This window comes from Thermococcus sp. MV11, from assembly GCF_012027285.1.
Taxonomy (GTDB): domain Archaea; phylum Methanobacteriota_B; class Thermococci; order Thermococcales; family Thermococcaceae; genus Thermococcus; species Thermococcus cleftensis.
Window position 1 is genome coordinate 107,038 of the sequence record NZ_SNUD01000002.1, and the last position, 12,141, is coordinate 119,178.

17 protein-coding genes are annotated in these 12,141 nt (G+C 57.4%); 8 read left to right on the forward strand and 9 right to left on the reverse strand.

Features of this window, described 5'->3' with window-relative positions; all coding sequences use genetic code 11:
- The first annotated feature begins 2 nt into the window (after positions 1–2).
- From E3E27_RS05920 to E3E27_RS05950, 7 genes are all read left to right on the forward strand, one after another.
- On the forward strand, positions 3–434 hold the full coding sequence (locus E3E27_RS05920; RefSeq protein ID WP_014788495.1) for a translation initiation factor IF-2 subunit beta: 432 nt from the start codon (positions 3–5) through the stop codon (positions 432–434).
- Between the two features lie 131 nt (positions 435–565).
- The gene (locus E3E27_RS05925) at positions 566–2,134 is read left to right on the forward strand and encodes a carboxyl transferase domain-containing protein (protein WP_167773849.1); all 1,569 of its coding nucleotides are present in this window, start codon (positions 566–568) and stop codon (positions 2,132–2,134) included.
- Between the two features lie 9 nt (positions 2,135–2,143).
- Positions 2,144–2,512 carry an OadG family protein gene (locus E3E27_RS05930; protein WP_167773850.1) on the forward strand — a complete coding sequence of 123 codons (369 nt, stop codon included), beginning with the start codon at positions 2,144–2,146 and terminating at the stop codon, positions 2,510–2,512.
- Between the two features lie 2 nt (positions 2,513–2,514).
- A complete protein-coding gene (locus tag E3E27_RS05935; protein WP_167774053.1) occupies positions 2,515–2,973 on the forward strand; it encodes a biotin/lipoyl-containing protein in 459 nt (152 codons plus the stop codon).
- Between the two features lie 6 nt (positions 2,974–2,979).
- Positions 2,980–4,185, forward strand: a complete 1,206-nt coding sequence (locus E3E27_RS05940; RefSeq protein ID WP_014788499.1) for a sodium ion-translocating decarboxylase subunit beta — start codon at positions 2,980–2,982, stop codon at positions 4,183–4,185.
- 81 nt (positions 4,186–4,266) lie between these two features.
- Positions 4,267–5,112: a CBS domain-containing protein gene (locus tag E3E27_RS05945; RefSeq protein ID WP_014788500.1), complete on the forward strand. Its 846-nt coding sequence runs from the start codon at positions 4,267–4,269 to the stop codon at positions 5,110–5,112.
- Positions 5,113–5,160: 48 nt separating this feature from the next.
- Positions 5,161–6,165: a homoserine dehydrogenase gene (locus E3E27_RS05950; RefSeq protein ID WP_167774054.1), complete on the forward strand. Its 1,005-nt coding sequence runs from the start codon at positions 5,161–5,163 to the stop codon at positions 6,163–6,165.
- Here E3E27_RS05950 and E3E27_RS05955 read toward each other — a convergent pair.
- A complete protein-coding gene (locus tag E3E27_RS05955) occupies positions 6,097–6,582 on the reverse strand; it encodes a hypothetical protein (RefSeq protein ID WP_167773851.1) in 486 nt (161 codons plus the stop codon). The two genes, E3E27_RS05950 and E3E27_RS05955, sit on opposite strands and share 69 nt — an antisense overlap.
- A gap of 57 nt (positions 6,583–6,639) precedes the next feature.
- Positions 6,640–7,005 (reverse strand): hypothetical protein, encoded by a 366-nt coding sequence (locus tag E3E27_RS05960; RefSeq protein ID WP_167773852.1) that lies wholly within the window; start codon positions 7,003–7,005, stop codon positions 6,640–6,642.
- 57 nt (positions 7,006–7,062) lie between these two features.
- Here E3E27_RS05960 and E3E27_RS05965 point away from each other — a divergent pair, with 57 nt between their 5' ends.
- On the forward strand, positions 7,063–7,587 hold the full coding sequence (locus E3E27_RS05965; protein WP_167773853.1) for an ASCH domain-containing protein: 525 nt from the start codon (positions 7,063–7,065) through the stop codon (positions 7,585–7,587).
- Here the strand turns inward: E3E27_RS05965 and E3E27_RS05970 are convergent.
- The 7 genes from E3E27_RS05970 to E3E27_RS06000 all read right to left on the reverse strand — a co-directional run bounded on the left by E3E27_RS05970 (position 7,584) and on the right by E3E27_RS06000 (position 12,130).
- A complete protein-coding gene (locus E3E27_RS05970) occupies positions 7,584–8,252 on the reverse strand; it encodes a ZPR1 zinc finger domain-containing protein (RefSeq protein WP_014788505.1) in 669 nt (222 codons plus the stop codon). The two genes, E3E27_RS05965 and E3E27_RS05970, sit on opposite strands and share 4 nt — an antisense overlap.
- A gap of 72 nt (positions 8,253–8,324) precedes the next feature.
- Positions 8,325–8,729, reverse strand: a complete 405-nt coding sequence (locus E3E27_RS05975) for a cell division protein SepF (protein WP_014788506.1) — start codon at positions 8,727–8,729, stop codon at positions 8,325–8,327.
- A gap of 74 nt (positions 8,730–8,803) precedes the next feature.
- Positions 8,804–9,067, reverse strand: a complete 264-nt coding sequence (locus tag E3E27_RS05980; protein WP_014788507.1) for a hypothetical protein — start codon at positions 9,065–9,067, stop codon at positions 8,804–8,806.
- 28 nt (positions 9,068–9,095) lie between these two features.
- Positions 9,096–9,905, reverse strand: a complete 810-nt coding sequence (gene rrp42, locus E3E27_RS05985; protein WP_167773854.1) for an exosome complex protein Rrp42 — start codon at positions 9,903–9,905, stop codon at positions 9,096–9,098.
- 1 nt (position 9,906) lies between these two features.
- Positions 9,907–10,656, reverse strand: coding sequence for an exosome complex exonuclease Rrp41 (rrp41, locus tag E3E27_RS05990; protein ID WP_014788509.1), 750 nt, complete (start codon positions 10,654–10,656; stop codon positions 9,907–9,909).
- A complete protein-coding gene (rrp4, locus tag E3E27_RS05995; protein ID WP_167773855.1) occupies positions 10,653–11,423 on the reverse strand; it encodes an exosome complex RNA-binding protein Rrp4 in 771 nt (256 codons plus the stop codon). Before rrp4 ends, rrp41 begins: the two co-directional genes overlap by 4 nt.
- Entirely contained in the window at positions 11,420–12,130 is a 711-nt protein-coding gene (locus E3E27_RS06000; protein ID WP_167773856.1) for a ribosome assembly factor SBDS, read from the reverse strand. Before E3E27_RS06000 ends, rrp4 begins: the two co-directional genes overlap by 4 nt.
- Between the last annotated feature and the right edge of the window lie 11 nt (positions 12,131–12,141).

Below are 12,141 nucleotides of genomic sequence, written 5' to 3' on the forward strand. Positions count from 1 at the left end.
GCATGAGCGAGAAGAAGGTTGATTTTTACGATTTCGAGGGCTTACTCGACAAGGCTTACGATGAGCTGCCCGAGAACGTCAAGCATCACACTTCCCGTTTCGAGGTTCCTCCGGCACAGGTCACGATAGCCGGAAACAGGACCATAATCGAGAACTTCGTGGACATAGCAGAGGCGATGAACCGCGATCCAAACCACCTGCTCAAGTTCATTCTGCGCGAGGTCGCAACGGCAGGAACCCTCGAGGGCAGGCGTGTCGTCCTCCAGGGACGCTTTACGCCGTACCTCATAGCGAACAAGATGAAGAAGTACCTCAGGGACTACGTCATCTGCCCTGTCTGCGGCAGTCCGGACACCAAGATCATCAAGCGCGGCCGCTTCCACTTCCTCAAGTGCGAGGCCTGTGGAGCCGAAACGCCCATACAGCACCTTTGAACCCTCTTTCATTCATTTTCCCTGCACGACTGTGCACATCTTTTCTTTGGAGGCCCTAACGGGTTTGAAAACCCTTTTAAACTTTACAAACTACAAGTGCCAGGCACCCAAGTCACCAAGGGGGAGTTCTCATGAGCATGGAGGAAAAGGTCAATGAGCTGTATGAGAGGAAGAAGAAGATTCTGGAAATGGGCGGCGAAAAGGCCGTTGAAAAGCAGCACGCCAAGGGCAAGCTGACGGCGAGGGAGAGGATAGAGAAGCTCCTCGACCCGGGAAGCTTCGTTGAAATAGGAGCCTTCGTGAGGCACCGCGGAACCGAGTTCGGAATGGACAAGAAGGAACTGCCGGCAGATGGAGTCATCACCGGCTATGGAACCATCGACGGCCGTTTGGTTTTCGTCTACGCCCAGGACTTCACCGTGATGGGCGGTTCGCTCGGCGAGATGCACGCGGCGAAGATAAAGCGCGTAATGGAGCTGGCACTCGAAGCGGGAGCACCGATAATCGGCCTCAACGACTCCGGCGGAGCCAGGATTCAGGAGGGCGTCGATTCCCTCAAGGGCTACGGCGAGATCTTCAAGATGAACACGATTCTCAGCGGTGTGGTTCCGCAGATCACAGCCATCATGGGACCCTGCGCCGGTGGAGCCGTTTACAGCCCGGCGATAGGAGACTTCATTCTGATGGTGGACAACCCGGCGAGCTTCATGTTCATCACCGGCCCGCAGGTCGTTAAAGCCGTTACCGGCGTCGAGGTCACCCCGACCCAGCTCGGTGGGGCGATGGTGCACGCCCAGAGGGCAGGACAGGCTCACCTCGTAGGCAAGAGCGATGAGGAGGTTCTAGCGCTTATAAGGCGCCTCGTCGGCTACCTGCCCTCAAACAACATGGAGAAGCCGCCGCGCGTTAAGACGAACGATCTGCCCTTCAGGAAGACAGAGAACCTCTACTCCATAGTTCCCGACGACCCGAACAAGGGCTACGACGTGAGGGGGGTCATCTACGAGATAGTGGACAGGGACGAGAACGGCAACCCGGACTTCTTGGAAATCCTCCCCTACTTCGCCCCCAACGCTGTGGTTGGCTTCGGCAGAATGAACGGCCAGACCGTCGGTATAGTGGCCAACAACCCGATACACTTCGCCGGCGTCCTCGACATTGACTCAAGCGACAAGATAGCGAGGTTCGTTAGAACCTGCGACGCCTTCAACATTCCGATAGTCACGCTCGTGGACGTTCCGGGCTACCTGCCGGGCACCCAGCAGGAGTACGGCGGAATAATCAGGCACGGAGCTAAGGTCCTTTACGCCTACGCGGAAGCGACGGTTCCGATGGTCACCGTAATCCTCAGGAAGGCCTACGGAGGCGCCTATCTCGCGATGGGAAGCAAGCACCTCGGCGCCGACTTCGTGTTCGCCTGGCCGACGGCTGAGATAGCCGTCATGGGGCCGGAGGGAGCGGCTAACATCATATTCAGGAAGGAAATCGCTGCTGCCGAGAATCCCGAGGAGGTTCGCCAGCAGAAGATTGCCGAGTACCGCGAGAAGTTCGCCAACCCCTACGTTGCCGCTGCGAGGGGTTACATAGACGACGTTATAGACCCTGCCGAAACGAGGGCAAAGGTGATTATGGCGCTCGAAGCCCTCGAGAGCAAGCGCGTCAAGCTTCCGCCGAAGAAGCACGGCAACATACCGCTGTGAGGTGGAAGTATGAGCGAGTTCATGGAAGGGCTTAACCTGACCGTCCTGGGAGTTACGATAGTCTTCATGGTGCTCAGCATACTGGCGGTGGTTCTCTACGCCGTCGGCTGGATCGAGAGAAGGCTGGTGGAGAGGGAAAAGCCGGCTCCCTCGCCTGCCCCCACTCCCTCTCCAGTGGAGAAGGAGGATAAGCCAGTCATACCCCCGAGGGACTTGGCCGTTATAACCGCGGCGATACTGGCATACACGGCGGAGAAGGCTTCACAGCTCAGGCCCCTGCCGTTTAAGAGGAAGGTTTCCGACGCCTGGCGCCTCTACGGCGTCCAGAGCCAGATGGAGGAAGTTGAGGACTTCAATTACGAAATGGGGAAGTGGTGAAGATGGCGAAGGTTAAGGTCATCGTTGATGGTGTTGAGTACGAGGTGGAAGTTGAGGAACTCGGAGCGGGACGCTTCAAGGTCTCCTTTGAGGACAGGGAATACACCGTTGAAGCGAAGGGGCTTGGAATCGACGTGGGTGCCCTGAGCGCGGTTCCCGCCGCGAGCGCCCCTAGTGCCCCGAGCGTTCCTGCTCCCACGGCCGCCCCCGCCCCGGCTCCAGCCGTTTCCGCTCCGGCTCCAGCCGGTGAGGGTGTTGTCACCGCCCCAATGCCGGGCAAGATTCTCAGGATACTCGTCAAGGAGGGCGAGCAGGTCAAGACCGGCCAGGGGTTGGTCGTCCTCGAGGCAATGAAGATGGAGAACGAGATTCCCGCTCCAAAGAACGGAGTGGTCAAGAAGATCCTCGTCAAGGAAGGCGACACCATCGACACCGGACAAGCACTAATAGAACTCGGGTGAGGACAGATGGCGGGACTGGTGGAATCGATAATAGCGTTCTTCCAGGGAATGGGGCTGCTCAACCTCAGCTGGGGCAACGTGGTGATGATAGCCGTCGGTCTGGCGCTCGTTTACCTGGCCATACGCTACGAGATGGAGCCCCTCCTGCTCCTCCCGATAGGCATAAGCGCCGTGCTGGTGAACATACCCCTCGGCCACCTGGCCAACTGGCCCATAGCACCTAACCTGCCGGAGAACATAGCGGACAACATCTTCGCAACGCTGAGCTACCTCAACCAGCAGTACGGGCCTCCTGGCATCTTCGACATAATCTACTACACCCTCATCAGGACGGAAATAGTGCCGCTCCTGATATTCTTCGGTCTGGGAGCCATGACCGACTTCGGGCCGATGATAGCCGATCCGAAGACGGCGCTCATGGGTGCGGCGGCGCAGATAGGTGTGTTCATAGCTATGCTCACCGCCCTCGCCTTGGGCTTTAACCTCCACCAGGCTGCTTCGATAGGAATTATCGGCGGCGCCGACGGGCCGACGACGATATACCTCACCACGAAGCTCGCGCCCGAGATACTGGGAGCGACGGCGGTTGCTGCGTACTCCTACATGAGCCTCGTTCCGCTCATTCAACCGCCCATCATCAGGGCCCTCACCACCAGGGAGGAGAGAAAAATCAGAATGGAGCAGCTCAGGCCCGTGTCAAAGAGGGAGAAGATAATATTCCCGATAATCAGCATGATCGTCATCAGCCTTCTCGTTCCGAGCGCCGCCCCGCTCGTTGGAATGCTGATGATAGGCAACCTCTTCCGCGAGAGCGGCGTCGTCGAGAGACTCAGCAAGGCCGCCCAGGAGGAACTGATGAACATCGTCACTATCTTCCTCGGCCTCGGCGTCGGTTCGACGATGCGCGCCGACAGCTTCCTCACACAGGAGACCCTGATGATCCTCGGCCTTGGAATAGTCGCCTTCGCCAGCGCCACCGCTGGAGGAGTGCTCTTCGGTAAGCTCATGATGAAGCTCTCAGGAGGCAAGATAAACCCGATGATAGGCGCCGCTGGAGTTTCAGCGGTTCCGATGTCCGCAAGGGTTGTCCAGAGAATGGCCAGCGAGGAGGACCCGGGGAACTTCATACTCATGCACGCGATGGGTCCGAACGTCGCCGGCGTTATCGGAACGGCCGTGGCCGCGGGAGTTTTCCTGGCGGTTCTCGGGTGACTTTCTACCTTTTTGTCAATTTTTGAATGAAAAGCTTAAAATAGGAGAAGGGCGCTTTAACTTAAAGCGGTGGTGAAGAAAATGCGCGTGAAGACCCTGATGACACCGGATCCGGTCGTCATAGAGCTTCCTGCCACGAGGGAGTACGCCCTCGATCTGTTCCGAAAGCATAAAGTAAGGTCATTCCCCGTCATCAACAAGAATACCAAGGCCCTCGTCGGAATAATAAGCATAAAGCGCGTCCTCCTCCACCCGGACGAGGAGCAGCTGGCGATGCTGGTGAAGAGGGACGTGCCGACCGTCAAGGCCAACGACGACCTCAAAAAGGCCGTCAGGAAGATGCTTGAAACCGACTACAGGCGCGTCGTGGTGGTCGATGACGAGAACCGCGTTCTGGGCATACTAACCGTCGGCGACATCGTGAGGCGGTACCTGGCAAAGAACGAGAAGCTGAAGGACATAACCATCGAGAAGTACTACCAGAGGAACGTCGGCGTCGTGTGGCAGGGGACACCGCTTAAAGCCGCCCTGAAGGCCCTTCTTCTCTGCAACGCGATGGCAATTCCTGTCATAGACGACGAGGGTTCACTCGTTGGAATGGTAGACGAGACGGACATACTGAAGGACAGCGAGGTTATCCGCGTCATGAAGAGCACCGCCCTCTCCGCCTCGAGCGAGGAGGACTGGATCCTAGAGAGTAACCCCACCCTACTCTTCGAAAAGGCCGAGCTCCAGCTCCCGAAGAAGCCGGTGAAGGACATAATGAACCGCGAACTCATAGTTGCTACCCCCCACATGAGCGTCTACGACGTTGCCCAGAAGATGGTGCAGTATCACATTGAGCAGCTCCCCGTCATCAGGGGAGAGGGCGAGCTGGTCGGCATCGTCAGGGACATGGACATCATCAAGGTTATCCTGAACAAGTGAGCCGGAAAGATTTAATCCCCCTTTTCTCCCCTCCCTTTGGTGGTGCGCTTGAGGGAGGTCAGACTTTCACTCTTCGGTTTTGGGAACGTTGGAAGGGCCGTGGCGGAGGTTCTGATTGGGAAGGAGGCCCTTTTCAGGGAGAAATACGGACTCGAGTTTCGCGTTGTGAGCATCTCCGACACGAGCGGAACGGTGTGGCTCCCGGAGGGCATTGATTTGAGGGAGGCCCTGATGGTGAAGGAGAACTTCGGGAGGCTCTCGGCCTGGACCAACGATTACGAGGTGTACAATTTCACGCCGGAGGAGGCCGTGAGGGAGATCGATGCTGAGGTAGTCATCGACGTCACCAACGACAGGGACGCCTGGAGGTGGCACCTGGCCGCTCTCAGGGACGGAAAGGGACTCGTCACGAGCAACAAGCCGCCGCTGGCGTTCCACTACGGGGAACTAGTGGGTGAAGCGGAGAGGAGGAACCTGCCCTACCTCTTTGAAGCAACGGTAATGGCGGGGACGCCGGTGATAGGCATTCTGCGCGAGAATTTACTCGGCGATTCCGTGAAAAGGATTAAGGCAGTTCTCAACGCGACGACCACCTTCGTACTTAGCAGAATGGAGCAGGGAATTGACTTTGAGAATGCCGTTAAACAGGCCCAGGAACTGGGCATAGCCGAGAGGGACCCGCGTGGGGACTTACTCGGCACCGATGCTGGATATAAAGCCACCATACTCCACTGCGTCGCGTTCAAGACGATAACCTTCGACGAGATCAGCGTGAAGGGGATAGTAGAGGTAACGGCCGACGAGGTCAAGAGAGCAGTGGCCAGGGGAAGGAAGATTAGGCTGGTTGCGACGGTTGAGGAAGGGAATGTCCGGGTCGCTCCAGAAGAGGTGGAAGGTCCGCTCGCGGTTTCGAGCAACGAGAACGTGGCGGTGATAGAAACAGACCTCCTCGGCGAGCTGGTCATTAGGGGCGCTGGAGCGGGGCTAAAGGAGACCGCGAGCGGTGTCGTGAGCGACATCGTGAAAGCCTCGCTGGCCCTCAGGGGAGGCTGATTTCCCTTCCCCAGCCATTATCGAGAGTTCGACCTTCCCAAAGCGGTAAGGGGTAGCTTTAATGCTGGGCGTTCCACAGGGGTTTTCCAGTTCCCTCTCCTCGAAGAGCGGAAAGAACTCCCTGCAAAGAACCTCCCCCTCAGGCCTCTCGACGACCAGGGTGGAGGCCGAGTAGTCGGGGACGAGGAGGCGCGTTTCTCCTTCACAGGTTATCCTTACAGCCCTCGAACGGGACGCGAGGACGAGGAAAGCCAAGGCGATGAAAACGTTCACCAACGACAGAACCGGCCATCTGCCGATGCTCACCGCGAGAAGAACCAGCGAGATTGCCAGATAGGAAAGGCCGAGCTTCCAAAGTCTTTCGTTCCTTACGTGGACTTTTCTGCCCTCGGCTTCATCAGAGGGAATGACGCTCAATCCTTTTTAACCCTTTGCCGGGCTTCTGGATTTTTCTGTGAAAGTTCGACTTGTACCTCACGGGAGCAGTCCCACTTCCTCCCCCCGGTAAGTCACTACCACCTTTCCGCCCCTAACATCAAAGGCGAAATCACCAAATTCGGAATAGTCCGACACGTTTCCGCGCCACACCCTTTTCTTGCCCTGAAAGACCTCCACCTCAAAGGCGGCTCCCTTTTTCCTGACCCGAACTCTATAATCTCCAGCGATAACGGTTCGTTCGAAGGAGAGTACCAGAATTATGAATCCGAAGATCAGAAGGAACTGTCCTAAAAACTCAAAACCCCACCAATAGGCAGCCACGGAGAGCAGGAGAGATGAAGCGACCAACGTGAGCCTTCCACGCCTGGAGGACACTTTGACTTGGTCCATTGTGACCCCCATCAATAGTAATCATCGAAGGTTTTAAAAGCTTATCCGCGAGGGAAGGGCGGTGAAACCATGGAGCACGTGATAGCGCTCCACCAGGTTTACGCGGAACTGATCTTCCGCGGGCTGAAGACGGTCGAGCTGAGGAAGAGCAGGGCCTTCCAGGAGGGGGACACGGTTTTCCTCTACGTGGCGAGGGGCAACCCCTACGAGCTGAGGGACACCCTGAGGAGGCTCGGCCTTCACCCCGAGCAAACGATAACGCAGAGGGGAACAATAGCGGGAGGTTTCGAGGTCGGGGAAGTTATCAGGGCGGACCTCGATACCCTGTGGGAGCTGACGAGAGACACCAGCGGTCTAACGCTGGTTCACGGAGAAAACGGGAAGCGCTGGCTGGGGGAGTACATTAGGGGAGAGGGCTACGCCTTCACGATAGAGAGGCCTTTCCTCTTTAAAGAGCCCGTGAGTAGGGAGGAGATGAAGGAGAAGTACGGGGTACACGTGGAGGGCATAATCCACCTCTCCCGGAGGACGAGGAAGGAGTGGGTGAAGGACCTCATAGAGGACCTGCTCACACGGGAAGCTGTGTACATTTAGCCATCATTCTCCCGCTTCTCCCCTCCGCTTTCCTCCGGCTCGACCTTCACGTAGGGACCGAGGCTGAGAGAGTCTATCTCCTCCTGGGTGAGGAGCCTGCTCTTGACCTTCTCGCCTATGAGCGCGCTGTTGCCGAGGGGATCCATTATTCTAACGGTGAGCGGTTTCTTTCCTTCCTTGACCTCCTCGATGTAGCCGAGAATCTCGTCGGTCCTCTTCACCGCCTCCTCGTCGCCCTCCTGCTCCTTGAAGTGCCTGGCCATCAGCAGTGTCTCCCTGACGCGCTCGAGAACGCCCTCGACGTTGGTTATGAAGCCTTCAGCTGCCGGCCCGGGCTCAATCTTAACGCCAATCTCGTCGAGCTCTATGGTTCCGCTCTTGCTCCTCACAACGCGCGTGAAGAGGTCCTTCTCGTTCTCCACCTTGACCGTGTAGAGCTTCGGCGGCCTGTCCTCGAGTATCATGACGTCAGCGTTCCTGTAACCACAGCGCTCGCAGATTATCGTGCTCTCCATGACCTTGCCAAAGTAGGGAATCTCGTGAACGTGCTGTATGGCCTTGAGTGTCCCCTTTCCACCACAGATTGGGCAGTCCCCAAGGGAGATGACCTGGACGTCCTCGGGGATCTCGACATCGGTTTTCCTCTTCTCACCCTTCTCAGCCATCTCGCACCACCGGAGAAGGGGAGGACGGGGAGCTTATAAAACTACCCGCAGAGAATTGAAAAAGCGGGGGAATCACTTGGCTATCTTGATGTCCGAGGGGACAAGGACGAGCTTTATCTCGTGCTTGCAGATTTTAGCGGCCTGTCCGCCGAGGGCATTGACCATTCCCTTGAGCTGCTCGGCCACCTTCTCGAGAACCTCGGGCTTGACCTCAAGCGGGCTCAGATCGACGAGAACGATGTTGCCGTTCTGCAATTCCTCGGAGATCCTCTCAAGGTCGGCGTAGCTGGTGACGACTATCTTCTTCAGGTAGCGAACCTGGGGCTTGACTATCTCCTTAGCAAGAACATCTTCCTCGAGAGGGACGACATCGATGTCATGCCTGGGAGCGGGGGTCTCCTTCTTGACCACCGCGGGAGGCTTCCTCTTGGGAGCGGGCTTGGAGTCCTTCTTCTTAAGGCTGTCAAACAGTCCCATTGATATTCCCCCCAAGTTATCGTAAGGGCTGGAGTAACTTGGGCGTTGGTGTTTATATCTCTTTCTGAAAACCTTCAGCCCTCTCGTCCAAGTTTAAGCAGGCCAAAACCGCTGAGGAGAAAGGTAGCAACGGCGAAGGCAAGTGGCACGTAGGTGTAGAGGTCCCAGCCCCAGGTGAAGGAGGCGTTGTAGATGAGCCAGACACCAAGAAAAAGCGAGAAGAGAGCGAGCGTTAGGTAGAGCTCCTTCCTGGGGCCTCCGCTGACGGCCAGTCTGAAAAGCTGGAACAGGAACAGGGATAACACAACGATGGCCAGCACATCGATAAAAACGTTCATAACAACCACCGGTGGGAAAAGAAAAGGTTCACTCGGCCTTAACGGCCTCAAGAACCTTCTCCCTTATCTCTGCCCCCTTCTTGATGGCGGTATCCACTGCGTAGATGACCTCCTCAAGCTTGAAGCTACCACCCTCGCTTTTCTGGACGGAGGATATCATTCCGTTCTCGTCGGTGGTTATGATTATCCTGCCGTCCATGACGCGCTCCTCGTCGAGGTTTGGATCGATCAGCAGGCTGGGACCTATCTTGGCGAAGGTAACCGGTATGGGGACCCTTCTGACGGGCAGGGGCTCGTACTCGTCGAGAACCTCCACCTCGTCGGTCTCCTCGTTGTAGACGACCTTCGGAATCTTGGTGCTGAGCAAGGCGGCTATGGCACCAATTCCGGTGGCGTCGAGCAGGTTGCCGTCGTGGTCGAGGACGTGGACGTCGATGAAGACAACCCTCACGAGCTTGCCCGGAACGATGACAAGCTTCTCCAGCTCGACCGCCTGGCTCTCCCTTATGCCCCTGTCCACAACCCTAGCCAACTCGATGGCGTTCTCGTCCGGCGGTCCTGGCTCGAAGCTCGGGGAAGCGAGGGGGACGAGCTCGACGTTGGTGGTTATAACTCCCCTGTCCGGGAGATCAGGGAAGGGTTCACCCATGTCCACCTTTATGCCGACGAGAACCTGGGTGTTGCCGAGCTTGACCCAGGCCGAGCCTTCCGCCTTCTCGATGACGTTCACCCTGATCTCAAGGTCGCGATAGTCCTCGAGCCCGCGGCCGTCCACGCGCTTGCCCTCCTTGAGGAGCGCCAAGATGTGGTCGCGCATTATGCCGGCCATTATCTCCATCTCACTCACCTCCACCGACCTCCTCTGCTATCTTGAGGTACTTGACCTTCAGCGCCTCGCGCTGCTTCTGGTAGACTGCCTTTGCCCCCTTGATGGCGAGCCTGACTGCCTCTATGAACTCGTCCCTAGTGAGGTAGCCGTCCATCTGGAGGAGCGTTATGTCGTTCTTGAGGGGCATTATGGCAACGGGAACATCGGCTTCACCGTAGTTGTCCTCCTCCTTGTTGAGGTCGAGGACTATTTCACCCTCGATCTTCCCCGCGGCGCACGCCGCCACCAGGTCCCTCATAGGCACGCCTGCATCTGCCAGGGCAAGCGAGGCGGCGGTTATTCCGGCAACGCGCGTTCCTGCATCAGCTTGCAGGACCTCTATGAAGACGTCTATGGCCGTTCTCGGAAACATCTCGAGGATTAAAGCCGGCTCAAGGGCACCCCGGATAACCTTGCTTATCTCGACGCTCCTCCTGTCCGGCCCGGGCTTCTTGCGCTCCTCGACGCTGAAGGGGGCCATGTTGTAGCGGACGCGCAGGATTGCCCTGTCGGGCCTCTGGAGGTGCTTGGGGTGTATCTCCCTCGGGCCGTAGACGGCCGCGAGGATCTTGTTCTTGCCCCACTCAACGTAGGCCGAACCGTCGGCGTTCTTCAGCACGCCGACCTCCATCTTTATGGGCCTCAGCTCGTACTTCTTTCTCCCGTCTATTCTCTTTCCGTTCTCATCTATGAGCTTTAAACCCTCTGGCTTGCCCATCATTCTTCCTCACCCTCTCCAGCCTTAGGTTCCTCAACCTGGGGCACCTCGTCTATCACTCCCATCTCCTTGAGCTCCTGAAGCCTAGTCATAAGGAGCTCCTTGACCCTGTCGGTCAGTCCCTGGGTGTGGCTCTCGCGGTCCACCTTGAGGATTGCCTCTATGGCAAGCTTCTCCAGCTCTTCCTTCTTCCCACTGATCCAGACCCAGCCGTTCTGGCCCACTATTATCCTCGTGCCAGTCAGCTTCTTGATGAGGTTTATCATCGAACCGCCCTTGCCAATGAGCCTCGGCACCTTGGAGGGGGTTATCTTAACTATCTGCCCTCCCCTGAGCGGGCCTCCCTTGAAGGGCATTCCCTTGGTGGTGAGGTCTATCTGGTTCACTTCGTTGTACGCCTTTATCTTGGCGTAGATTATGTCGCCTATGTCGAATATCTTCCTCAGGTCGGTTTTAGCGAGGTCAATGCGCTCTTCCACGGCGTCCTGAACGCGGAGGCTCGCCTGGTAGGGGGCACCTATATCGACCGTCCAGTTGGAGAACCTGACGTCCACTATCTTGCCTATGACGTTGTCGCCGACCTCGGGTATGTAGGGCCCCTCCAGGGGAATGACGCGTATCGTATCTCCCCTTATCTCAACAAGCCCCACGACGGTCGAGTATATCCTGTTGCCTTCCCTGAAGGTCCCTCTTCCACTCTTAAACGGCCCCTGGGCGAGCAGAGTCCCAGGAACCACAAGCTCCCTACTCTTTACAAAAATCCTCCTCATAGTCCCTTCCTCTCTATCAGTTTAGTTACAGCCTCGCCCTTCGTGAGGGCGTTGAGCTTCTCATAAAACTCCTCCTCGACTCCTCCAGGAATCTCAATTAGGAACATCCACGAGCCATCGCTGGCCCACTCCTCGCGCTTTATCGTCCCGAACTTCCTGACCTCACCGTAGGCCCTGCCGACGTAGTCACCGGGTATCTTGACGGCTATGACCTTCATCTCCAGCTTTATCGGGAGGAGGGGCCTTATGGCCTTGATCACTCCTGGAACCTGGGCCTCGGCGTCCTTGAAGAGGTCTATGTGGACCCCGGCTTCCTCCATCGCCCGGAGGATCCTATCAACGGGGTGCGGGTAGCCGGTCCTCGGGTCCACGGCGTGCCTGTGAATAATCGTCGCTATGTAGCGCCTCTTGTCCTCGAGCATCTGCCTCCTCTGCTCCGCGGTGAGCTGAACGTCGCCCTTCCGGAGGATTATCTTAGCGACCTCGTAGGGGTCGCTGGTGCCGAATATCTTCTCCATCTCGTGCTCGCTCGCCTTGTCCCCCTTGTGGGCGTCCTTGAAGACGTAGGGCGTGGCCAGTATCTCCTCGATGGGGATCTCCTTGCCCTCCTTGAAGTCCCTCGCGAGGTAGGGGTCAACGAGTATCTCGAAGGTCTCGCCGTGCGTCTTCAGACGGGCGATGACGGCTTTATCAACGCTTATGGGCATCGCCCGTCACC